Below are 23,455 nucleotides of genomic sequence, written 5' to 3' on the forward strand. Positions count from 1 at the left end.
CCCTGGCGTCGGCTCGCCAGGGCATCCGGATCCGTTCAGCGCTTGGTGGGGTAGGCCGCGTCGACTTCGACCTCGACCAGCCAGCCGTTCACCGGCAGGTTCTCGATCTCGAGGGCGAAGCGTGACGGCCTGGCCTTGTTGACCACGAACGGTTCGGCGGGTGGCGCCGTACCGAGGGGGACGGGGACGTACTGACCGGTGGTGAGGTCGGTGTTGGCGAAGTACTGGCGGTAGGCGCGGTTCCAGCCGGCGAAGTCGGCGGTGGCCGCGCCGGACGGATTCTGCAGGAAGACGCGCATCGTGTAGACGTCGGCGTAGGACAGGCCCGCGGCTTGGAGGTTCTCGCCGATGCGGCGCAGGACGTTGATGCCTTGGGCCTCGGTGATGGTGACGCCCGTGGGGAGCGTGCCGCCGGGGAAGACGACGGTGTCGACGTACGACGCTTCCGAGCCGGCCGGAGCGCCCGTGTTGAGGGCCGTCGGGCCGATCCCGCTGGTCTTGTAGACGGGTGTGTTGGCGCCGATGCCGACACCGCTGGCGATCATCGGGTTGGACTGACCGGCCGGCAGAGCCGGTACGACGGTGCCGGGCTTCGGCGGCTTAGGTTTGTCCCACCAACCGGCGGCCGTCGTCGCGCCGCCACCGAAGGACAGCGCGACGACCGTGACACCGGTGAGCACCGCGCGTTTCCTCATCGGCTTGTCACCCGGGTGTGCAGTGCGGTGACGGTTGCGCGGGCGGACACGATTGCGCCGTGCTGCCAGGCGATGGTGTGGGACAGGTGGTCGCCGGCGAAGTAGATGTTGCCGGTGGCATCGAGCAGCCGGGCGTAGATCCCGTCGGTCTGGGACGGCCAGCTCACCCAGGACGCCTCGGAGTACTTGGTGCCGAGCCAGTTCACCGAGAACGCCGCCTTGACGTCCTTGGTGTACACGTCTCCGTGCATCTTGGCACCCTGCATCAGGGCTCGTTCGAGTCGGGCGGCCGGCGTCAGAGCGCCGTACACATTGGCGTTCGCACCGGTGTTGTAGTAGCCGATCACGGTGCCGCGTTGGCCGTGGAAGCCGGTCGACGGGTACCAGGTGTTGACCGTGTCGAGCGAGCTGTTGGTGATGCCGCCGTAGATCTTGTGGTCCTCCTCCCACCAGCGGCGGCCGTACTCGATGCCGATCTTGCCCGCATTCGTCGGCCGGGCATACTTCAGTGCCTCGATGATCGGCGCCGGCAGGTTCGACGGGACCTTCGCGGCCAGGTGCGGCGGCAGCGTGCAGATGGCGTAGTCCGCTGTGATCGTCCGGGTCCGCGTCCCGGTCTTGTACGTGACCTCGACGCCGGGGCCGGTGTTGCGCAGCCCGGTCACCTCGGCGCCATAGCTGATCTTCTCCCGGCCGATCGCCTTCTCGAAGGCGTACGGGATCCTGTCCATCCCGCCGACCGGCTGGAACATCATCATCGCCTGGTCCCAGCCGAACTCGAACGAGAAGTAGTTGCCGACCCCACTCGCGAAGACATCGCTCAGCGAGTACGGCGCGGCCGTCGTCCCGCCCTCCAGCCCGGCTCCCGGTTCGACGACGTAGCCACGACGGCCGTCGGTGCCGGTGTACGCGAAGCCGGCCGCCTTGTTCCCGATCGAGCCGAAGCTGCCGAGGAACCCGATCAGCGCGTCCTTGTCGGCCTGCGTCAGCAAGCTGTCGAGCGCGCCCTGGTCGGTGGCTGTGGCGAGCAGTTCGGCGACATAGCCATAGACGTCCGCCTTGGCGGTGCGGTGCCGGATCGCCTTGCTGGACAGGGCTGTGGTGCCCTCGCGGTAGAGGTACGCATCGGCGTTCTGGTTGACGAACGGTTCGATCGCGACGCCGAGTTCACGGCAGTACTCCAGCGTCAGGTGGTGCTGTGGAAGTCGGCCCGGACCTGCGTTCATGTACTGGCCGGGCGAGAACGTCGCCCGCTGGGTGTTGCCGGCCAGGTCGGTCTCCACAGTGCCGCCGCGGACGGTCCAGTTGCGGCCGCCCGGACGATTGCGGGCTTCCAGCAGCGTGACCTTGTAGCCCGCCTTGAGCAGTTCGTACGCCGAGGTCAGACCGGAGATCCCGGCACCGAGGACGACGACGTGCTTGCTGTCGCGGCCGTGCAGGTCCGCCCGCGACGGCGCGGCGTACGCGGGAGTCTCGGCGGCACTCGTGAGACCGAGCGCCGACATCGTGGAGTACAGGACACCGGCTCCACCGGTGATACCGACCTGTTGCAGGAACTGACGTCTGGTCTGCGCCATGCCTTCTCCTCACTGGGCAACGGGGTAGCTGACCAGAAAGGTAAGGACCTGGTGTTTTCGGAGTGTGTCCGGGCGGTGACGACCTGAGACCGGTACTGACAGGTATGTTTCGGCTTAACGAACCTGTTGGAACTGTGCCCGCAGGGTCTTGACGGCGGGCGCGATCTCCGCGTAAACACCAGGAAATCCGGGCTCCGCGCAGCCCTTTCCCCAGGACACGACGCCGAGCAGGCGGCCGTTGAGGACCAGGGGTCCGCCGGAGTCGCCCTGGCAGGAGTCGGCGGTGCCGTCGAGGTAGCCGGCGCAGATGTTCGAGGCGGCGGCATACCCGTGGGCGACGTACTCCTTGTTGGCGAGGCAGGTGCTGTCGCCGAGGTCGGGAACGGCCAGCTTCTGCAGGGTGTCGTCGGGCCCGGTGCCGGCCGTGTCGCCCCAGCCATAGACCGTCGGTACGGCGCCGCGCCGGTCGGCCTTCGGGTTCGTCTCCAACTGGATCAGCGGAACACCGGTGAACGGGTGCGACAGCGTGAGTACGGCGAAGTCGTTGCGGTTGTTCTTCGTGTTGTACCCGGGATGGATCCACACCTTGCTGATCCCGGACACCTGCCCGGTGCTGTCATCGCTGAGGTCGGCCCGCCCCTGGACAGCGACGTACGTCGACAGCGGCTTGATCATGCAGTGCGCGGCGGTGACGAGCTTGTCCGGTCGCACGAGCACCGCACCACACCACCGCCCGGTCGCCCCCGCGGCTTCCGTGTTAGCCAGCGACACCGCCCACGGCGCCTCGCTCACACTCGCCAGCGTCCCCCCGACGACGAACGGCTTGTCCGTCGACGCGACCACCGACCCCGCCGTGACAAGCAGAAGAGCACTGGCAAGAACTGCGGCCCGTTTCAGCATAGGCCCGAACTTACTCCAAGTAACGACCCGGATGCGTCAGGTGACCACGTCTCGGGTGTGTAGTTGTGGCTCGGGTCGGTCTAGGTGAAACCTTCGGTGCTCGCGGGGGCCTGGAGGCTTCCGTAGCGTTCCATTCGTTGCCAGCGCAGGCGGGAGCCCGCCAGGGCGGTGAAGACGGATTGGATGACGACGAGGTACATGAGTTGCCGGTAGACGAACTGCTGTAGCGGGAGTGTCCAGAGTGGTCCGGGCCGTTCGCCGTCGAGCCGGAACGCGTACAGGCCCATCGCGAACTGCAGGGCCAGGAAGCCCAGCCAGACGAGGCCGACGCGGAGCGGGTCGAGGAAGATCAGGCCGTAGATCGCGAAGATGTCGACCACGGGCGCGAGGAGTGGCAGCAGGACCTGGAAGAGCATGAGGTAGGTCAGACCGCGTCGCCCGAGCTTGCCTGCCTGCCAGCGTTGCGCCCAGGCGCCGCGGTGCTTCCACATCGCCTGCAGCGTTCCGTAGCACCAGCGGTACCGCTGCCGCCACAGCGCACCTAGCGACGCCGGTGCCTCCGTCCACGCGATCGCTCGCTCTTCGTAGACCACCAGCCATCCATCCCGGCACAGCGCCATGGTCAGGTCGGTGTCCTCCGCGAGCGTCACGTCGCTGAGCCCGCCGATCCGCTCCAGCGCCGTACGCCGGAATCCGCCGACCGCACCCGGCACGGTCGGCATGCACTCGGCCAGGTCGAACAGCCGCCGGTCCAGGTTGAAGCCGATCACGTACTCGATGTGCTGCCAGCGACCGAGCAGCCCGCGCCGGTTGCCGACCTTGGCGTTGCCCGATACCGCGCCGACGGCCGGATCCGCGAACGGCTGCACGAGCATCCGGACGGCGTCCGGCTCGAACACCGTGTCGCCGTCGACCATCGCGATCAGGTCGAAGCGCGCGGCCTGGAGTCCGGTGTTGAGCGCGACCGGCTTGCCCGCGTTGCGCTGCCGGATCACCCGGACCCATGGCAGCCCGAGAGCCTCGACCACGTCCGCCGTACCGTCGGTCGAACCATCGTCGACGACGATCACCTCGAGCGGATGGTCCGATGCGACCAGCGACCGGATGGCGGCCTCGATCCCTGCGCTCTCGTTGTACGCCGGGACGATGACGCTGACCGGCTCGGTCACGGGCGGACCCCAGGACCAGTCGCGCATCCGCCGGGCATGCCGCCGGGCGGCGATCAGCGTGGTGATCGCCCGCAGCACGCTCAGCGCACCGGCGGCGTACAAAAGCCAGGTGAGCACGGTCAGGACGCCGTCGCTGACACGCATCGCCCAGATCGCCGCCAGGCCGCGGCCCCGGTCCAGCAGGCCGGCCTTGTGGACAGGCTGCGGAAGCCCCACGGCGTCGCTGACGGTCGCGAACTTGTATCCGCGCGCCTTCAGGACAGGGATCATCTTCGTGAGTGCGGCGACGGTCTCGCTGCGATCACCGCCGGCGTCGTGCATCAGCAGCACCTGGCCCGCGGTGCCGCGCGGCATCGAGTTCGCGATCACCTGCGTGGTCCCGGGACGGCGCCAGTCCTCGCTGTCCTGGGTGCTCAGCACGGTCAGGTAACCGGCTTTCCGGGATGCCTCGATCGAGGTCCAGTCGGCGTCGGTGAGTGCATCCGCCTCGGACGAGTACGGCGGACGCAACAGCGGCGTACTGACGCCGGTGGCGCCGGCGAGGATCGACTGGCTCTGGCGCAACTCGAGCGACCTGCGCCAGCCGGGCGCCTTGCTCAGATTCGCGTGGGTGAACGTGTGCAGGCCGATTTGGTGGCCCTCGGCAACTATTCGGCGGGCCAGTTGCGGATGCGCCGCGACCGCGGTGCCGACCACGAAGAAGGTCGCCTTGACCTGCTGTGCCTTGAGCAGGTCGAGCAGCTTCGGGGTCCAGACCGGATCCGGTCCGTCGTCGAAGGTCAGTGCGATGGTCCGGGCCTTGGGTGACACGGATCTCGGCTGGCCCGCTCCGGCGTCGATCACCGGACCGCCCTTCGCGATCGTGCGTGGTACGGCGCCGGCCGGGCCGACGGCCGCGACCGCACCGTCGGGCTCCGCGCCGAACAGGTGGTGCGTGTAGCCGTTCAGCAGCAGCATGCTCGACAGGCAGACGAGGAGCATGGTCAGCACCACCCAGTGGGTGCGGAGTGGGACCGGCTTGGCGCGTCGGGCGACCGGGCGGCTCACGGCTTGCCGGGCGTCTTCGTGCGACCGGGTGGCGCGGTCGGCTTGTTCCCGTTCGTCGTGGTCGTCGGCTTACCCGGTGGAGTGCTCGGCGAGCCGGTGGTGTGCGTGGTCGGTGCGATGGTCGGCGTCGTGGGTACGACGGTCGGCGTACCTGATGGCGTCGCGGTCGGCATACCCGACGGTGTGGTGCTCGGTGTCCTGGTCGGTTCGCTCTCGTGGCCCGGAGTCGGTGTCGACTTTGGTTCGATCGTTTGAATGGCTTCCGGGGCAGGAGAGATGGTCGGCCGGTGCGCGGGCCGGACGATGGCTTCAGGTAGGGGAACCAGCGGAGTCTCCAGCCGTGGCCCGCCGAACAGGCTGCTGGTCATCAGGACCAGATAGCCGACGACCGGGACGGCGAGCACCACGCCGGTACGGCGGATGGCGCGATGGCGACGCCCGGTCGAGTCGAGGAAGACCGGCCGCCTGGCGGAGGGCGACTTCACAAGCCAGGGATGTTACTGGCTACCCGTCGGTCGCGGCAGACCGGCGGGTAGTGACAGCGGAGCGTGCTGCCGGGATCACTCCGAGCGGATGACTTCCCGGAGCAAAAAACACCCCGGAGTGCGTCGGCCGCAGCCCGGGGTGGCTACTGTCGTCAGGTGCAGAAATGGCCTGGCCGTCCTTATCCCCTTGGAGCCACGTATGACGGCTCCGGGACGAACTTCGCGGTGTTCTCGGAGGTAGCTGAGCGAGTAGATCTGGCCCTGATCGGCGACGACGGGACCGAGCAGTTGGTGCAACTGACCGAAGTGGACGGATTCGTCTGGCATGCGTACCTGCCGGCGGTGCAGCCGGGGCAGCGGTACGGGTTCCGGGTGCACGGACCGTACAACCCGGCCGAAGGGCACCGGTGCAACCCGTCCAAGCTGCTGCTGGATCCTTACGCGAAAGCGATCGATGGGCAGATCGACGGTGACGAGTCGCTGTTCAGCTATCGGTTCGCCAAGCCCGACGAGCTGAACACGATGGACAACCGTGAGCACACCATGCTCTCGGTCGTCACCAACCCGTTCTTCGACTGGGGCAACGATCGCCCGCCGGGGCACGACTACCACGAGACGGTGATCTACGAGGCGCACGTCAAGGGCCTGACGAAGACCCACCCGGGGCTGCCGGAGGAGATCCGCGGCACGTACGCCGGGATCGGGCACCCGGCGATCATCGAGCACCTCAAGGAGCTCGGAGTGACCGCGATCGAGCTGATGCCGGTGCACCAGTTCGCCCAGGACGGGCATCTGCAGGAGCTGGGCCTGTCCAACTACTGGGGTTACAACACGATCGGCTTCTTCGCCCCGCACAACGCCTACTCCTCGCTGGGCGGCCGCGGCCAGCAGGTGACCGAGTTCAAGACGATGGTGCAGGCGCTGCACGAGGCCGACATCGAGGTCATCCTCGACGTCGTCTACAACCACACCGCCGAGGGCAACGAGCTGGGCCCGACGCTGTCGTTCAAGGGCATCGACAACGCGGCGTACTACCGGCTGGTGGACTCGGCCAAGTCGCACTACTACGACACCACCGGCACTGGGAACAGCCTGCTGATGCGGCACCCGCACGTGCTGCAGCTGATCATGGACTCGCTGCGTTACTGGGTCACCGAGATGCACGTGGACGGGTTCCGGTTCGACCTCGCGTCGACGCTGGCACGCCAGTTCCATGAAGTGGACCGGCTGTCGGCGTTCTTCGATCTGGTCCAGCAGGACCCGGTGGTGAGTCAGGTCAAGCTGATCGCCGAGCCGTGGGACGTCGGCGACGGCGGCTACCAGGTCGGCAACTTCCCGCCGCTGTGGACCGAGTGGAACGGCAAGTACCGCGACACCGTCCGCGACTTCTGGCGCGGCGAGAAGTACACGTTGGCCGAGTTCGGCTCGCGGCTGACCGGCTCGTCGGACCTGTACCGCGACGACAGCCGCCGCCCGTTGGCGAGCATCAACTTCATCACCGCGCACGACGGCTTCACGCTGCGCGACCTCGTCTCGTACAACGAGAAGCACAACGAGGCCAACGGCGAGGGCGGCAACGACGGCGAGAGCCACAATCGCTCGTGGAACTGCGGCGCCGAGGGCGAGACCGACGATGCCGCCGTGCTCGCGTTGCGGGCCAAGCAGCAGCGCAACTTCCTGGCCACGTTGCTGATCTCGCAGGGCGTTCCGATGCTCGCCCACGGCGACGAGCAGGGCCGGACCCAGTCGGGCAACAACAACGTCTACTGCCAGGACAACGAGCTTGCCTGGGTGAACTGGGACCTCACCGAGGAACAGCAGGACCTGCTGGAGTTCACCGGCGGGCTGGTCCGGTTGCGCAACGAGCACCCGGTGCTTCGGCGCCGTCGGTTCTTCCACGGCGACACAGGGGTCGACGGGCTCGGCGACCTGGTCTGGTTCACCCCCGACGGCCAGGAGATGCAGGACGGCGACTGGAGCCGCGACGACGCCCGCGCGGTGGCCGTGTTCCTCAACGGTGACGCCATCTCGGAGCCGGACCCGCGCGGAGAGCCGGTGGTGGACGACTCGTTCCTGATCCTGCTGAACAGCAACTACGAGTCGCAGGACTTCCTGCTGCCCGCGAAGGAGTACGGCGAGGCGTGGTCCGTGGTGGTGGACACCATCAGGCCGACCGGTCGTGCCGAGGAACGTGAGCACACCGCGGGCAGCACCATCCGGATCGAGGCCCACGGCATGCTGGTTCTGACCCGGCCGCGGCGGGCCGCTGGATGACAGCGATCCCGCAGGCCACCTACAGGTTGCAACTGCGCGCCGAGTTTGGGTTCGACGACGCCGCCACGGTCGTCCCGTACCTGTCCGGCCTCGGGATCTCGCACGCCTACCTGTCCCCGATCCTCCAGGCCGCGCCCGGCTCCACGCACGGGTACGACGTGGTGGACCACAGCCGCCTGTCCGAGCCGGCCGGTGGTCGCCCCGCGTTCGACCGGCTGGCCGCACGGCTGGCCGACCACCGCATGGGTGCGGTGGCGGACGTCGTACCCAATCATGTGGCTGTGCCGACACCGGCTCGGCTCAACAAGGCGCTCTGGTCTGTGTTGCGGGACGGGCCGGGGTCGCCGTACGCCGACTGGTTCGACGTCGACTGGGGTTCGGGGAACCAACCACTGCTGATGGCGGTGCTGGGCCAGCGCATCGGCAGAGTCCTGGCGGATGGCGAGCTGTCGGTCGATGGCGACGTACTGCGGTACTACGAGCACGAGTATCCGCTCCGGCCAGGGACTGAGAATTTGCCGATCGCGGAGCTGGTGACCGAGCAGTGGTACCGCCTCGCGCACTGGCGGGTCGCGGACGAGGAGCTGAACTACCGGCGCTTCTTCGACGTCGACACCCTCGCTGCGGTCCGCGTGGAGACACAGGAGGTCTTCGACGCGACACACGAGCTACTGCTGGCACTGCTGCACGAGGGCAAGCTCAACGGTTTCCGCATCGACCATCCGGACGGTCTGGCCGACCCACGCGGCTATCTCCGTCGCCTGGCCGAGCGCACCGGCGGTGCGTGGGTCGTGGTCGAGAAGATCCTCGAAGGCACCGAAGAGCTTCCCCACGACTGGCCCTGCGCCGGCACCACCGGGTACGACGCTCTGCTCCGGGTCGGCGGCCTCTTCGTCGACCCGGCCGGTGCCGCACCGCTTGCGGCCTTGCACTCCGAGCTCACCGGCGCACCTGCCGACTTCAGCCCGGTCGTGGAGGAGGCGAAGCGAGAGGTCGTCAAGCACGGGCAGTACGCCGAAGTGCATCGGCTGGTTGAGCTGCTCGCCGGCATCTGTCAGGACGACGTACGACTGCGCGATCACACGCGCCGTGCGTTCCACGAGGTGGTCGTCGAGCTGCTCGTCCACTTCGACGTCTACCGGGCGTACGTCGTACCAGGGGAACAGCCGGCGCCGACCGCGATCGATGCTCTGGAGCGCGCGGCCGGGAAAGCCCGGCAGAACCTGGACGAGGACCGGCAGGAGACGCTCGACGTCGTACTGCACCTGCTGCTCGGCAGGGAGACCGGGACGGCGAGCCGGATCGACGAGCACGCGCGGCACGAGCTGATCGTGCGGTTCCAGCAGACGTGTGGGCCGGTGATGGCCAAGGGGGTGGAGGACACCGCGTTCTACCGGTGGTTCCGGCTCACGTCGCTGAACGAGGTCGGTGGGGATCCGGAGCACTTCGGGGTGACGCCTGAGGAGTTCCACGCGTTCGCGGCCCGGCTGAACGAGCGCTGGCCGAAGACGATGACCACGCTGTCCACTCATGACAGCAAGCGATCCGAGGACGTGCGTGCCCGGCTCGGCGTACTGTCCGAGCAGCCCGCTGCCTGGTCCGAGGCGGTCCGTGAGTGGCGCCGGTTGTCGGAGGATCACCGGAGCCCGGTGCTGGACGGGAGCACGGAATACCTGTTCTGGCAGACCCTCTTCGGCACCTGGGACGACGGACCGCTGCCTGAGGACCGGCTGCAGGCCTATCTGCTCAAGGCGATCCGCGAAGCCAAGCGCCACACCACCTGGACCTCTCCGGACGAGGAGTACGAACAGGCCGTCGCCGCCTTCGCGAGTGCCGTCCTCACCGACGCCACGGTGCTGGAGTCGGTACGGCGCTTTGCCGCACGGCAGACCGAGTTCGTCCGGGCGGCCACGCTCGGCCAGAAGCTCGTGCAGCTCACGATGCCCGGCGTACCGGATGTCTATCAGGGCACGGAACTGGTCGACCTGTCCCTCGTGGACCCGGACAACCGGCGGCCCGTGGACTACCAGCACCGGATCGACCGGCTGCGGCGGCTGGACGACGGTGCCAAACCGGACGACCTGTCCGACGAGAAGCTGCTCGTCACCTCGCGGGCGCTCCGCCTTCGCCGGCAGTACCCGGAGGCCTTCGCCGGCAGCTACACCCCGCTCCCGACATCCAACGGTCACGCGGTCGCCTTCGCCCGTGGCGACGCGGTCATCACGGTGGCGACCCGACTGCCCGCGGCACTGCATCGGCTCGGCGGTTGGGGCGACAGCACTGTGGTGCTGCCGACTGGCCAGTGGAAGAACGTGTTGACCGGCCACGAGGTGGGTAGCGGAGCAGCCCGGATCCACGAGCTGCTGGAGAACCTCCCGGTGGCCCTGCTCGTCCGGAGCTGAAAGCCAGCCCCGGCGACGACGGCGACCTCCGCCGGCGCACCAGGTGGGGACGGGACCGGGGTAGGTGGTTCAGCGGACGGCCGTCGAGCCTGTCGGCGTGGCTGCCGGTGCCGTGCAACCGAACCATGAGACGCGTGGGGTGCCAAGCCCCTTGGCAGTAGATCAGCCGGCCGAGGCGCGTTGGTTGCTGGAGGCAATGAGTTGTCTCCCGTGCATGGACCTTCCGTGCCTGAGGCATCCACCGGGCGGCGGGCTGTGCTCATGCTCCTCTCATGGACGGCACGCGGCGCCGGCCCGGGCCGGCAGTACCTGGAGGGCCTCTGCGGCAGGTTCCTGTCAGGTCACTTTCCGGGTGGTGCGTGCAGCTCGCCGGCGTCGTTCTCCGCTCGCGCCCGGTTCATCGGACACAGTCGTTGCCGACGACAACATTCCTCTAGACGTCCGCTCGGGGTGGTAGCACAACAGCCCACCGCCCGGGTCGTGTTGTCCACAACCCGGCGTCGCTGTGGACAACCGCTTGTGAACGGAATCCCTTGAAAACAAGGGCATCCGGGTTTGAAAACTGTCCGCAGGGCTGTTTACAGTTTGGGTATGGAGATTCTCGGACAGCGACCGGTGTGGTCGATGAGCGGCAGCGAGATGCTGTCGTCTCTTGATGCTGCGTACGCCGAGATCGCCCGCCTGGAGACCTTCGCCCTGCACCTCATCGCCGGCCTGGAGTCCACCGGCCACGCCCAAGAACTCGGTGCCGGCACCACCGCCCGGCTGCTGACCTTCCGCTACCGCATCGACGCCACCAAGGCCCGCCGCGACGTCCACCTCGCCACCAGACTCGACAAGTTCCCGGCCGTCGCCGCCGCCCTCCCCATCCCCATGACAGACGACGCAACCACGGATACCGGTGCCAGCGACACCAACCCGGCCAACAACGACGTCGGCGACAGCGAGCAGGGTGCGGGAGCGGACGGTGCGGGAGCGGACGGTGCAGGAGCGGACGGTGCGGGAGCGGACGGTGCAGGCGAGCACGATGCGGACGAGGATGGTGCGGGGGTGGGGGTGTTGCTGCATCCAGCGCAGGCCGAGGCGATCGTGTCCGCGTTGGACAAGGTGCCGGCCACGGTGCCGGCCGACGATCTCCTGGTCGCCGAGCGGGAAATGGTGGAACTCGGCCGCACCCACGGCCCGCTCGACCTGCGCCGGGCCGGTCGGCTCGTCCGCGACCGGCTCGACACCGACGGCCCCGAGCCCAACGAGCAGAAGGCCTACGACCGCGAGTCCCTGACCCTCAAGAACGCCGACAACGGCGTCGCCTTCCGCGGCTACCTGGCCAACGAGAACGCCGAACTGTTCCGCACCCTGATCCACGCCCACGCCAAGCCCCGCAAAACCATCGACGGTGCGCTCGACCCCCGCGGCCGCGACAAGCGTCAGGCCGACGCCCTCACGACCGTCCTCACCGCCGCCAACAACCCCACGCACAGTGCCGGTCACCACGCCACCCCTACCGCCACCGGCTCCACACAGAGTGCCGGTCACCACGCCACCCCCGCCGCTGCCGCTACCGCAGGGGTGTCCGATGCCACGCCTCATCAGGACCTGCGCCGCCGTAGGTCCGGTGGCGGAGGCGATCCCGCTGCCGACGACATGGCCGGCACCCTGCCCGGCATGCGCGACGCAGCAGACGGTCCAGCGCAAGACCCGGCGCCGGGCACAGCAGAGGCCGCTGGCAGTGCGCCGACCGAGGTGGGCCGCGGTCACGGTGGTGGGTTCATCCCCGGGCATGGCTCGAAGCCACACATCACCGTCACCATCGACTACAACGACCTCAAGGCCGCCACTGCCGACAAACTCGGCCACCTGATCTACGGCGACGCCCTGTCAGCGGCCACCATCCGGCGGCTGGCCTGCGACGCCCACATCCTCCCGATCGTGCTTGGCTCGGACTCCCAGCCGTTGGACGTCGGCACCACCGTGCGGCTCGCCACCGGACCGATCCGCAAGGCCCTCATCACCCGCGACAAGGGTTGTGTCTGCTGCGGCGCCCCACCCCTGTACTGCGACGCCCACCACGTGAAGTCGTGGATCGACGGCGGCGAAACCAAAATCACCAACCTCGTCCTGCTGTGTAAACGGTGTCACCGCGACCTGCACGCCGGCCACTGGACCATCCAGATCACCAACGGCGTCGTCGAGGTCGCCCGCCCCGCCTGGGCCACCCCCGGCCCCGTCCCCCGCGACAGATACCGGCCACCAACCACCACACCCAACACCACCAAACCGACACCCCGCTCATCCCGTCGCGGAGCAGCCGACGCGACCACACTCGGCGTGACTACACCCGGCGCACCCGCCCGCGCCTGGCCACGCGACACCGACCCACCCTGGATCACCGCTGAGGACGCCGCACGCCTCAACCCCTGGGGCGACGATCTCGACGAGCCCAACCCCCATACCCGGGCTCGCCCACCCGCAGCCGACTTCGATCCGTGGGGCGACGGCGGGAGTTCGATCGCGAACGCTGATTGCCGGAGCAAGCTCGGGACGGGCGGCAGCGCCTTGTTCGGCCCTTCGGGCGATCGTGCCTGGAAGTCCGGCGACAGGGGAAGCGCTGATGACGACAGTTCGACACTCAAACGCGGCCCTGTCGATCCCTGGCGTGACTCCGCGGAGCGTCGCGTCGCTCCCACCACTGCCGCGTAGGCGTTCTGCCGGGTTCTGCATCAGCCGCCGGAATGGCAGCGCATGCCGGGCGCGGGCGGGTGGGTGGTGGGTGGGGCGTGTCGGGCCCGGCCTGGGACCGTTCACCGAAGCGTTCGACGTGATGGGTGACGGATCGATCGTCGTGCTCCCCACGCTCGGTCACACGCCCGGCTCGATCTCGATGCTCGTACGCCGACGCGACCTGCCACCACTCCTGACGGGTGGTTGGTGGGTGGGGGGCGTGTTGGGTGGGTGGTGGCGGTTGGCGGGTGGGCGTGTGTCGGTTAGGCGGTTGGCGAGCGGGCGCATGCCAAGCAGATGCTCCTCGATCTGGCCGATCCTCACCATTCGAGCTCTCCTCGCGTGGCCCCGCAGCGCCCGTTCTCCGGGTGCCGGCAGGCAAGTGGTGATTAGCTGAGCGCGTGCACACCTTCCGTGTTTGGGCGCCTGCCGCGTCCTCTGTTGATCTCGTGCTGCTCGACGGCGTACTGCCCCTGCGCGCGGCCGCCGACGGTTGGTGGGAGCGGCAGGTGGTCGAGGCTCACCACGGCACCGACTACGCGTTCTCTGTCGACGGAAGCGAGCCGTTGCCGGATCCACGCAGCCCGTGGCAGCCCGACGGCGTGCACGGCTTCAGTCGAGTCTTCGACGCGGACCGCTTCGGCTGGACGGACGAGGACTGGATCGGCCAGGATGTGCGCGGCTCGGTCTTCTACGAACTGCACATCGGGACGTTCACGCCGGAGGGCACGCTGGACGCGGCTGCCGAGCACCTGGATTACCTGGTGGTGCTGGGCGTCGAGGTGGTCTCGCTGATGCCGGTCGCCGCGTTCCCCGGCCGCCACGGCTGGGGGTACGACGGTGTGCACCTCTGCGCGGTTCACGAGCCGTACGGCGGGCCCGAAGCGTTGCAGCGGTTCGTCGACCGCTGCCACGACGCCGGACTGGCCGTGTGTCTCGACGTGGTCTACAACCACCTCGGTCCGAGTGGCAACCACCTGGCCGCCTTCGGTCCGTACTTCACCGACCGGCACACGACGCCGTGGGGTCCGGCGGTCAACCTCGACGACACCGGCAGCACGGAGGTACGCCGCTGGGTCTGTGACAACGCACTGCGGTGGTTCCAGTCGTTCCACCTGGATGCCTTGCGGCTGGACGCTGTCCATACGCTGGTCGACGACAGCCCGGTGCACCTGCTGGCACAGCTGTCGCTCGAGACCGAGGAGTTGTCCGAAGAACTCGGCCGGCCACTCGGACTGGTCGCCGAGTCCGATCTGAACGACCCACGGGTCGTCGAGCCGGTGGTCGACGGCGGTCTGGGGATGACCGCGCAGTGGAGCGACGACTTCCACCACGCGCTGCACAGCCTGCTGACCGGCGAGCGCTTCGGGTACTACGTGGACTTCGGGGACCCGGCCGTGTTCGCGAAGACGCTGACGCAGGTGTTCCGGCACGACGGCTCGTACTCGACCTTCCGCGGGAAGGACTGGGGCCGGCCGGTCGACCCGGCGAGGCACCGCGGTGTTGAGTTCTTCGTCTATACCTCGAACCATGACCAGATCGGCAACCGCGCGCTCGGTGATCGACCCGCTCTCACGCCGGGCCAGCTCGCGATCGGCGCCGCGCTCGTCGTCACTTCGCCGTACACGCCGATGCTGTTCATGGGGGAGGAGTGGGGCGCCTCGACGCCGTGGCGTTTCTTCACCGACTTCGACGAGCCGGCCCTCGGCGAGGCGGTCCGGACCGGTCGCCGGCGCGAGTTCGCGGCGCACGGCTGGACGCCGGACGAGATCCCGGATCCGCAGGACCCGGAGACGTGGCGCAGTTCGGTGCTGGACTGGTCCGAGCTCGATAACGCGCCGCACCACGAGCTGCTCAACTGGTATCGCCACCTGCTCGCCTTCCGCGCGCGGATGCCAGAGCTGCGCAACGACCGGCTGGACTCGGTCGGCATCTCGTTCGATCCCGGCGGGGACTGGCTGGTCGTGGCACGCGGCAGCCTGCGCGTGGTGGTGAATCTGGCCGCAGCCGGGGCCGTGGTGCCGGTCGACGAGGTCCCGGAGTACCTGGTGATGGCCTTCGGCGCCGCGGAGTTGGTCACTGGCGGTATCCGGTTGCCGGGTCACGGCGTCGCGATCGTCGCGGTCTGAGAATTACCAACGCCGCCCCAATTCCGGCGCAATCCAACAGAACACGGCGTTCGAGCCTGTTGATCGATGGTGATTTCCGGAATCGCTTGTGTGCAAGCGTCCCGTGACGCAACGTGGAATCGCGAGCAGAGGAAGCCGGGGGGTAGACGGGAGGATCTGGGTGACTATCGGAGGCGTCGATACCTACTACGACTACGACGAGAAGCAGTGGAAGAGCCGGCGGCTGGGCGGCGGACCGATCCGCCGGGGCCCGGTGTGCCCGGCCCCACGGACCGCGGACCACACGCTGCACGAGCCACCTCGCGAGCGCCATCCGGCCGGCCGCGAGCACGACAAGCCCAAGACCGTCCTCAGCTGAGAGACCGGTGGCAGGACCCGCCAGATCAGGTCACCGCACTCATTCGATCAGCACCACCACAGCGGCCGTCGAGCCGGAACCCGACGGCCGCTGCGGCCTGCCCGGCCACCACTCCGAGCCCGGACCCGGCTGACCCGCGTTCGGGAACCGGTCAGTAGTACAAAGCTCGGCAAAGACTGGCCGGGGTCGCGCGCGAGGCGGTTCGGGGGTCGCATAGAGTGACTGCTGTCACCACCGGATCGGAAGGACCGCCGCGATGGCCGATGCAAACGAGCAGGTTCCGGAGAAGCCGCCGTTCCCCGGATTCGACGTGAGCAAGCCGAGTATTGCTCGCACGTACGACTACCTGCTCGGAGGCAAGGACAACTTCGCCGTCGACCGGGCGTTCGGGGACAAGTTCATCACCGACCTGCCCGGCTCCCGGCAGATCGCGCCCGACAACCGGGGCGCCCTGATCCGGGCGGTGCGTGAGATCGTCTCGAACACGCCGGTCCGGCAGTTCGTCGACCTGGGCAGCGGGCTGCCGACCGCGGACAACGTCCACCAGGTCGCCCAGCGGTACGCCCCCGATGCGAAGGTCGTGTACGCCGACAACGACCCGATCGTGCTCGCCCACGGCCGCGCGCTGCTCGCCGAGAACGACAACACCACCGTCATCCAGGCCGACCTGCGCGACCCGAAGGCGATCTTCGACCACGAGGAGACCCGGCGGCTGATCGACTTCACGCAGCCGGTCGGGGTGATCTTCAGCGCGACCCTGCACCACGTGAACGACGACGAGGACCCGGCCGGCCTGGTCCGGTTCTGGTACGACCGGATCCCGTCCGGCAGCTACGTCTTCATCAGCCACTTCCGCAGCGAGAACGACCCGCGCAGCCAGGAGCTGGAGCAGGTGCTCCAGGGGTCGCTGGGCCGCGGCCGCTGGCGCACCGACGAGCAGATCCTCGCGCTCTTCGGCGACGGCTTCACCGTCGTCGAGCCCGGCCTGGTCCCGGCCGTCCAGTGGCGCAACCCGGACGCGCCGGACGAGCTCTCCGACTGGCAGCGGCTCATCGCCGCCGTCCTCGCGGTCAAGGACTGACCTCACCCAGGAACTCGGCCCGGGTGCGGAAGGCGAACTGCGCCGTCTTCGTCGTCCCATCCGGGTGAGTGATTGTGGCTTCCGGGCCAAGCGTGAAGCCGCTACGACGGAAGCGGTCGATGGCGCGCGTGTTGCGGACATCCGGCTCGACCACCAGGCGCGGATGCCCGAGGTGCTCGAACGCGAAGCCGGCCAGCGCCTCGATCAGGTTGCCGGTGAAGCCCGGCCGCGGTTCGCCGGGCGCGACCAGCAGATGGAGACCGAGATCCCCGGCCTCGACGTCGTACGCCGTACCCGCCGGATCGGCCTGTGGATCGTAGGTCTGCAACAGCGCGATCGGTACGTCGTCCAGCCGGACGACGTACACGTGATGCGTCGGCACCGAATCCAGGAACCGATAGGTCGCGGCGATCTCGTCCCGCGACAGCTCACCCATTCCCCAGTACGTCGCTCGCTCGGCGCTCACCCACTCGTGGATCAGTTCCAGGTCGCGTGAAGGATCTGCCTCGACGATGCGGACCGTGCCGAAACCGTCCAGGACACAGGTGAAACTCAGGTCCTCGCGGGTGAGTGAGCCCTCGACCGGGGCCAGCTCACCGCGCTGCCACAACAGGAGCTGGTCATGATGATGCGGATCCCCGAGTACGCCGGACGCACCCAACGGTACGACCCATCCACTCGCCGAGCGATCCGCGAGATCGAAGGCATAGCGGGCCGCGGAGCCGCGGACACACACGTCGGTCAGGCCGGGAAGGCTTGACGTCGACATGACGCAGTGGTGGTCACCGGACACCCCGAGATCGAACGGCTCCTCGTCCGGCGCGAACACCGGACCGCGCAGCGCGTGCAGCGGTGACAGCTGATGGGTCTCACCCCACGGCGGCCGGGCGTTGCGGGCCGCCACGTCCTCGAGCGCTTCCCGGGCCAGCCAGCCGACGTTGACTTCCGGAAGCAGGTCGGTCGCGATCAGGTTCTCCAGCGCGAACGAGACGTGCGTCAGGGTGTCCATCCACGGCGCGAACACCTCTGCGCATTCGGCGTTCTCGAGCAGCGTGAAGTGGTCGGTCAGCCGGGAGACGAGCGCCTTGCGGAGTGCGGCGTACGACGAGGCCGTCGTACTCGCGGCGTCCATCCGGCGATCCCAGCCGAGCAACTCGGTGCGCAGGGCAACGGCTTGCTCGGAGAGATCCTCCAGGCCGGGCAGGAGATCCAGGATCGAGCCGGCGGATCCGAGGAAGGTGTCGGTGTGGATGTCCGGCATCTCGCCGACTGACCACGTGGGCCGGGAGGCGAGGAGCTCCCGGATCCGGCGGGACCGGTGCGGGGTGGCGAACTCGACGCCCAGCGGCGCCGCGAGCTCACGCGCGTTCGCCATCACGGCCGGCCCGTCGACAGTTGCCCGCGGCATCGGATCGTGCCAGCCGTCCCACTGGTGCTCGGCCTCCCACGCCGGTACGACGCGCAGCCGGTTGCTCTCGTGCCGGCGCGGAACCATCCCAGCCGTCCGATGCAGCAAACCACCGGCGGTGTCAGCCGCCAATACCACGTTGACCGGCTCCACCCACTCCTCGAAGGCGGCTTCGACATCGTCCACGGTTGTTGCTCGGAGCAACTTCGGCAGCGCTTCGAAACCCAGTCGGCTGGTCACCCGGGGCGGATACCTCAGACTGATTCCGTCCATGATCATCGGACCGCGGTCGGTCTCGATCACGTCCACCCCGATCGGGTCGGCCCCACTGACTTCGACCACCTCGGTGTGCACCGCGCACGCAGTCCAGCCCTCCGGGCCGAGGGCCTCCACGCCGGATCCGGTGCGACGGAGTTGTTCGGCGTACAGGTCCTGGTAGTCGGCCATGGCGTTGGTGATGGCCCACGCGACCTTCCCGGTGTGGCCGAAGTGGGCGAGACCCGGGATGCCGGGGACGGCCAGCCCGAGAACGTCGTACTCGGGGCAGGTCAGCTGGATCTGCTGGTAGACGCCCGGGCTCTCGATGTACCGGTGCGGGTCGCCGGCGACAATCGCCTGGCCGGAGGTGGTGAGCGAGCCGGGGATCAGCCAGCCGTTGCTCCCGGACGTGTGCGGCCCTTCCGAGCTGAACAGCTCGAGCGCCTCGTTCCCGAGATGCCCGGCCACGTGCGTCCGCCACAACTTCGAGGGGAACCCGGCGAACAGGACATGCACCGCCAGCCAGATCCCGAGTGGCGTCCACGGCTCCCACGCCTGCAACGTCAGCCCGGTCTCGGCGAACTCCGGCGCGCGCCGGGCCCCACCCGGAAGCGCGTGGTTGACGCCTTCGACGTACGCCGTGATCCACTCGCGCGTCTCGTCGTCGAGCGCCTCGAAGCAGCGCCGCGCGGTGTCGGCAAGCCGGGCCTGCCGGGCGAACACGTCCCACCCCGCCGCCTCGGGACCGAGGAACGCGGCACTCGTCCCGAGGTAGCGCCGCCGCTCGAACTCGACTTGCCAGGCCCGGTCGCGAGCGACGTTGACGCCTTGCAGGTACGCGAGGGCAAGGGGGTCTCCGGCTTGCAGGTGCGGTACGCCGTACGTGTCCCGGAACACCCTCGCATTCACAGCGGTCCTCGTTTCAGTTAGGTTAGGCTGCGGTAATTTACAAGGCAGCCAACAGGCTCGCAACGCCAATTGTCGCTGGAGGTGTCACGCAGTTCAGGCGCGTGTCCTGAGCTGCTCGAAGCCGTAGTACACCGCCAGCAGGAAGACGACCAGCAGTGTTGCCCGCGCGGAGACGAAGGACAGCCCGATGCAGGCCGCGTAGATCAAGGTGCCGATCGAGTACCTGAGCAGCGACCTCCGGACCTGCGCGTTCGTCATGTTGTGCTCGACCAGGTGCTTGCGCAGGACGTGCCACCAGATCAGGCTGAACGCGATCGCGGCCAGGGTCAGGTTGGTGCTGTAGACGGCTGCGGCGACGCTCGCGTTGATCGAGTCGTCTCTGAGGTGCTCGGCGAACAGACTGGTCGGGAACGGCAGCAACGTCGCCCACAGCAACAGTTGCAAGTTGAGGAACAGCAGCCCGCGGTCGGCGTGCTGGATCTGGCGGAACAGCGAGTGGTGGTTGACCCACATGACCCCGAGGATCGCGAAGCTGGTCAGGTACGCCGCGAACTGTGGCCACTCGTGCAGCAGCGCCGGCCACAGCTGTTGGCCCTCTTCGAGTTCGGGGCTGTGCAGCTCGAGGACCAGCAGGGTGATCGCGATCGCGAAGACGCCATCGCTGAAGGCTTCCAGCCGGTTGGTCTCGGCTAGGTCAGACTGGGTGCTCACGGCCACCCAGTCTGACCTAGCACCATCAGTCCGTCGACAGAGAAAGCGCTGTCCAGCTGATCGCTGGGAGCGTAATGGTCAGCTTGCCGTCGGCGAGGCTCACCGACTCGTGAGGCTGGGCGGTCACCCGGTCCGGGTGAGCGGCCGAGTTGGTGGCGAGTGGGTCCTCGTCGTGGACGATCACGGCCTCCTCGATCGCGGTGACGCCGGTCCGGCTGACGTCCACGGTGATCTCGACCGGGCCCTCGGTCGACCGGTTCACGGCGAAGACCGCGAGCCGGCCCTCGTCGTACGTGGCGACCGCATCGACGGCCGGGATGTCGCCGTACTTGGCGGTGCTGACGGTCGGCGAGTCGGCCCGCACCTGGAGCACCTGGCCGGCGGCGAGCCGGGAGGTGATCGCGAACGGGTGGAACGTGGGCTGCCGCCAGGCCGGGCCGCCGGGCTCGGTCATGATCGGCGCGATCACGTTCGCCAGTTGCGCCAGGCACGCGACCGCGACCCGGTCGCTGTGCCGCAGCAGCGAGATCAGCAGGTTGCCCACGACAACGGCATCGGTGACGTTGTACTCGTCCTCGATCCGTCGCGGCGCCACCTCCCACCGGTCGTGCGGGCCGTCTGTCCGGCGGGACCGTTCGCCGTACCAGACGTTCCACTCGTCGAAGGAGATGCCGATCTTCTTGCTGCTCTTGAGCTCGGCGCCGACGTGGTCCGCGGTCGCGACCACGGCCTCGATGAAGCGGTCCATGTTCACCGCCGAGGCCAGGAAGGACGCCGTGTCGCCGTCGTCGTTGCTGTAGTACGCGTGGCAGGAGATGTAGTCGACGAAGTCGTACGTCTCCCGCAGGACCTCCCGCTCCCAGGTGCCGAACAGCGGCATCCGTGACGAGGACGAGCCACACGCGACCAGCTCCAGATCGGGCTCGATCATCCGCATTGCCCGTGCCGTTTCTGCCGCGAGCCGTCCGTACTCGGTCGGCGTCTTGTGCCCGACCTGCCACGGGCCGTCCAGTTCGTTGCCGAGGCACCACAGCTTGACGCCGTACGGCGATGCGCCGTGCTGCTCGCGCAGGTCGGACAAGGCGGTCCCGCCCAGGTGGTTCGAGTACTCCTGGAGGTCGAGCGCCTCCTGGACTCCGCGCGTACCGAGGTTGAGCGCCATCATCGGCTCGAACCCGGCCTTGGCGCACCAGCGGATGAACTCGTCCAGGCCGAACTCGTTCGTCTCGATGCTGTGCCAGGCGAGGTCGAGCCGGCGCGGCCGTCCTTCGCGCGGGCCGACGCCGTCCTCCCAGCGGTAGCCGGAGACGAAGTTGCCGCCGGGGTAGCGGACCACCGAGACGCCGAGCTCGCGGGTGAGCTCGAGGACGTCCTTGCGGAACCCGTCCTCGTCGGCGGTCGCGTGGCCCGGTTCGTAGATACCGGTGTAGACGCACCGGCCCATGTGTTCGACGAAGGTCCCGAAGGTACGGCGGTTCACGGGCGCGATCGTGAACGCGGGGTCGATGGTGAGGTTGGCAGCGGGCACCAGGTTGCTCCTGTCGTGGTGAGTGGTGTCAACCCTTGATGCCTGCGTCGCCGACGCCGCGGACCACATGGCGCTGGAACAGGGCGTAGACGATCAGCAAGGGAAGTCCGCCCAGGACCGCGGAGGCCATGATCTGGGCGTAGCGTAGGCCGTACGAGCCCTGCACGTTGGCCAGGCCGACCGGGATCGTCATCATCGACGGGTCGGTGGTCACGATGAAGGGCCAGAGGAAGTTGTTCCAGGCACCGATGAACGTGAAGATGCCGACGGCAACGAGGATCGGCCGCGACATCGGCACCATCACGCTCCAGACGATCCGCCACCGGGACGCGCCGTCGACCCGGGCGGCGTCCTCGTAGTCACGGGAGATGCCGTCGAAGAACTTCTTCAGCACGAACACCATCACCGGCGCGACCACCTGCGGCAGCACGATGCCCCAATAGGTGTCGACCAGGCCGAGCCCGGTCATCTCCTGGAACAACGGCACGATCAGCACCTGCGGCGAGACCAGGATGCCGGCGATGATCAGCCCGAACAGCACCCGCCGGCCGGGAAACCTGGTCCGCGAGAAGCCGAAGGCGGCCAGCACCGACACGACGAGCGTCAGGCCGGTCACCAGGACGGACACGACGCTGCTGTTCAGGAACCAGCGGATCAGATCACCCTGATCGATGACGCTCTGGTAGGCACCCAGAGTCGGTGCATCGGGCAACCAGGTGATGGGCGACCGGGTCGTTTCCGGCTCCGGTTTGAGGGAGGTGTCCAAGGCCCACAGGAGCGGGACCAGCCACACGACCGCCAGGATGACCGCGCCGACGATGCTCGCCACCTTCGGGAAGGTCCACGACGTCCTCATTCGCCGGTCTCCTTCCGGCCGGAGAACAGTTTGAACTGCAGCAGCGCGACCACCACGATGACCGCGAAGAACATGTACGAGATCGCCGAGGCGTAGCCGATCCGGTAGTTGGTGAAGCCGTTCTCGTAGATGTACTGGATGATCGGCCGGGTCGCGAAGTTCGGCCCGCCGTCGGTCATCAGGTACACCTGGTCGAAGATCTTCAGCGACGCAACCAGTTGCAGGACGACGATCAGCCCGGTGGTCCGGCTCAGCAACGGCAGCGTGATCCGGAACAGCTGCTGCCGCCCGTTCGCGCCATCGATCGCGGCCGCCTCGTAGACCTGGGCGGGAATCCCTTGCAGGGCGGCCAGATAGAGCAGGAAGTTGAACCCCACGGTCCACCAGACGGTGGTGATCACGATCGCGAGCATGGCCCGGTTCTCGGTGTTCAGCCAGTCGATCTCGGCGAACCCGCCGGCCGTCAGCAGCCCGTTCACCAGGCCGAAGCCGGGCTGGTAGATCCACACCCAGATCAGCGTCACGACGGTGGCCGGCAGGACGAACGGAGCGAAGTACGAGAACCGTAACAGCCAGCCGAGCAGGCCTTTGCGGTTGGCGAGCAGAGCCATCAGGAGGGCGATGATCACCAGCGGCGGCGTGCTCATCGCGGTGAAGACGAGGGTGTTCTTGAGCGACGACCAGACAGCCGGGTCACCGAACATCTCCCGCCAGTTCTCCAGGCCGAGGAACTGGTGCTTGACCCCGGCCAGGCTGGTGTTGAAGAAGCTGTTCCACAGGCCGGACACGATCGGCCAGAGCAGGAAGACCGCGAACAGCAGCAGGAACGGCGCCACGAAGAACAGTCCGCCCCAACGCTCCATCCACGGGCGGCCAGTGCCCGGCTTCGGTGCGGCCGGTCGGGTGGTACTGAGGGCACGAGGTGGTGTCTGCACAGCCATGATGGC

16 protein-coding genes are annotated in these 23,455 nt (G+C 68.2%); 6 read left to right on the forward strand and 10 right to left on the reverse strand.

Annotated features, from left to right (window positions below):
- Positions 1-35 precede the first annotated feature (35 nt).
- The 5 genes from ACXC9Q_RS37950 to ACXC9Q_RS37970 form a co-directional block, all read right to left on the reverse strand.
- Positions 36-695, reverse strand: a complete 660-nt coding sequence (locus ACXC9Q_RS37950; protein ID WP_457061544.1) for a Rid family hydrolase — start codon at positions 693-695, stop codon at positions 36-38.
- The gene (locus ACXC9Q_RS37955) at positions 692-2,272 is read right to left on the reverse strand and encodes a flavin monoamine oxidase family protein (RefSeq protein WP_457061545.1); all 1,581 of its coding nucleotides are present in this window, start codon (positions 2,270-2,272) and stop codon (positions 692-694) included. The genes ACXC9Q_RS37950 and ACXC9Q_RS37955 overlap by 4 nt, the downstream gene beginning before the upstream one ends.
- A gap of 114 nt (positions 2,273-2,386) precedes the next feature.
- The gene (locus ACXC9Q_RS37960) at positions 2,387-3,172 is read right to left on the reverse strand and encodes a S1 family peptidase (protein WP_457061547.1); all 786 of its coding nucleotides are present in this window, start codon (positions 3,170-3,172) and stop codon (positions 2,387-2,389) included.
- Positions 3,173-3,252: 80 nt separating this feature from the next.
- Entirely contained in the window at positions 3,253-5,388 is a 2,136-nt protein-coding gene (locus ACXC9Q_RS37965) for a bifunctional polysaccharide deacetylase/glycosyltransferase family 2 protein (protein WP_457061548.1), read from the reverse strand.
- The gene (locus tag ACXC9Q_RS37970) at positions 5,385-5,873 is read right to left on the reverse strand and encodes a hypothetical protein (RefSeq protein ID WP_457061550.1); all 489 of its coding nucleotides are present in this window, start codon (positions 5,871-5,873) and stop codon (positions 5,385-5,387) included. The genes ACXC9Q_RS37965 and ACXC9Q_RS37970 overlap by 4 nt, the downstream gene beginning before the upstream one ends.
- A 156-nt stretch (positions 5,874-6,029) precedes the next feature.
- Between ACXC9Q_RS37970 and glgX the strand changes: the two genes are divergently transcribed.
- The 6 genes from glgX to ACXC9Q_RS38000 all read left to right on the forward strand — a co-directional run bounded on the left by glgX (position 6,030) and on the right by ACXC9Q_RS38000 (position 16,838).
- Positions 6,030-8,147, forward strand: a complete 2,118-nt coding sequence (glgX, locus tag ACXC9Q_RS37975) for a glycogen debranching protein GlgX (RefSeq protein ID WP_457061552.1) — start codon at positions 6,030-6,032, stop codon at positions 8,145-8,147.
- On the forward strand, positions 8,144-10,549 hold the full coding sequence (gene treY, locus ACXC9Q_RS37980; protein ID WP_457061553.1) for a malto-oligosyltrehalose synthase: 2,406 nt from the start codon (positions 8,144-8,146) through the stop codon (positions 10,547-10,549). The genes glgX and treY overlap by 4 nt, the downstream gene beginning before the upstream one ends.
- A gap of 591 nt (positions 10,550-11,140) precedes the next feature.
- Positions 11,141-13,249, forward strand: coding sequence for a DUF222 domain-containing protein (locus ACXC9Q_RS37985; RefSeq protein WP_457061554.1), 2,109 nt, complete (start codon positions 11,141-11,143; stop codon positions 13,247-13,249).
- A 422-nt stretch (positions 13,250-13,671) separates the two neighbouring features.
- Positions 13,672-15,399, forward strand: coding sequence for a malto-oligosyltrehalose trehalohydrolase (treZ, locus tag ACXC9Q_RS37990; RefSeq protein ID WP_457061556.1), 1,728 nt, complete (start codon positions 13,672-13,674; stop codon positions 15,397-15,399).
- A 160-nt stretch (positions 15,400-15,559) separates the two neighbouring features.
- On the forward strand, positions 15,560-15,757 hold the full coding sequence (locus ACXC9Q_RS37995) for a hypothetical protein (protein ID WP_457061558.1): 198 nt from the start codon (positions 15,560-15,562) through the stop codon (positions 15,755-15,757).
- Between the two features lie 256 nt (positions 15,758-16,013).
- Positions 16,014-16,838 (forward strand): SAM-dependent methyltransferase, encoded by an 825-nt coding sequence (locus ACXC9Q_RS38000; protein ID WP_457061560.1) that lies wholly within the window; start codon positions 16,014-16,016, stop codon positions 16,836-16,838.
- On the opposite strand, the gene ACXC9Q_RS38005 is transcribed toward ACXC9Q_RS38000, so the two are convergent.
- The 5 genes from ACXC9Q_RS38005 to ACXC9Q_RS38025 all read right to left on the reverse strand — a co-directional run bounded on the left by ACXC9Q_RS38005 (position 16,828) and on the right by ACXC9Q_RS38025 (position 23,449).
- Positions 16,828-19,413, reverse strand: a complete 2,586-nt coding sequence (locus tag ACXC9Q_RS38005) for a GNAT family N-acetyltransferase (protein WP_457061561.1) — start codon at positions 19,411-19,413, stop codon at positions 16,828-16,830. The two genes, ACXC9Q_RS38000 and ACXC9Q_RS38005, sit on opposite strands and share 11 nt — an antisense overlap.
- Positions 19,414-19,506: 93 nt before the next feature.
- The gene (locus ACXC9Q_RS38010) at positions 19,507-20,124 is read right to left on the reverse strand and encodes a TMEM175 family protein (RefSeq protein WP_457061563.1); all 618 of its coding nucleotides are present in this window, start codon (positions 20,122-20,124) and stop codon (positions 19,507-19,509) included.
- Between the two features lie 25 nt (positions 20,125-20,149).
- The gene (gene arfA / locus ACXC9Q_RS38015) at positions 20,150-21,652 is read right to left on the reverse strand and encodes an arabinosylfuranosidase ArfA (RefSeq protein ID WP_457061565.1); all 1,503 of its coding nucleotides are present in this window, start codon (positions 21,650-21,652) and stop codon (positions 20,150-20,152) included.
- A gap of 28 nt (positions 21,653-21,680) precedes the next feature.
- The gene (locus ACXC9Q_RS38020; RefSeq protein ID WP_457061566.1) at positions 21,681-22,508 is read right to left on the reverse strand and encodes a carbohydrate ABC transporter permease; all 828 of its coding nucleotides are present in this window, start codon (positions 22,506-22,508) and stop codon (positions 21,681-21,683) included.
- Positions 22,505-23,449, reverse strand: a complete 945-nt coding sequence (locus ACXC9Q_RS38025; protein ID WP_457061567.1) for a carbohydrate ABC transporter permease — start codon at positions 23,447-23,449, stop codon at positions 22,505-22,507. The genes ACXC9Q_RS38020 and ACXC9Q_RS38025 overlap by 4 nt, the downstream gene beginning before the upstream one ends.
- Positions 23,450-23,455: the final 6 nt, after the last annotated feature.

This window comes from Kribbella sp. CWNU-51 (genome assembly GCF_054073265.1).

Bases quoted from the DNA above. Each gene is read 5' to 3' on its own strand.
- ACXC9Q_RS37950 (WP_457061544.1), bottom strand. From the start codon at position 695: ATGAGGAAACGCGCGGTGCTCACCGGTGTCACGGTCGTCGCGCTGTCC.
- ACXC9Q_RS37955 (WP_457061545.1), bottom strand. From the start codon at position 2,272: ATGGCGCAGACCAGACGTCAGTTCCTGCAACAGGTCGGTATCACCGGT.
- ACXC9Q_RS38000 (WP_457061560.1), top strand. From the start codon at position 16,014: ATGGCCGATGCAAACGAGCAGGTTCCGGAGAAGCCGCCGTTCCCCGGA.
- ACXC9Q_RS37985 (WP_457061554.1), top strand. From the start codon at position 11,141: ATGGAGATTCTCGGACAGCGACCGGTGTGGTCGATGAGCGGCAGCGAG.
- ACXC9Q_RS37960 (WP_457061547.1), bottom strand. From the start codon at position 3,172: ATGCTGAAACGGGCCGCAGTTCTTGCCAGTGCTCTTCTGCTTGTCACG.
- ACXC9Q_RS38020 (WP_457061566.1), bottom strand. From the start codon at position 22,508: ATGAGGACGTCGTGGACCTTCCCGAAGGTGGCGAGCATCGTCGGCGCG.
- treY (WP_457061553.1), top strand. From the start codon at position 8,144: ATGACAGCGATCCCGCAGGCCACCTACAGGTTGCAACTGCGCGCCGAG.
- ACXC9Q_RS38025 (WP_457061567.1), bottom strand. From the start codon at position 23,449: ATGGCTGTGCAGACACCACCTCGTGCCCTCAGTACCACCCGACCGGCC.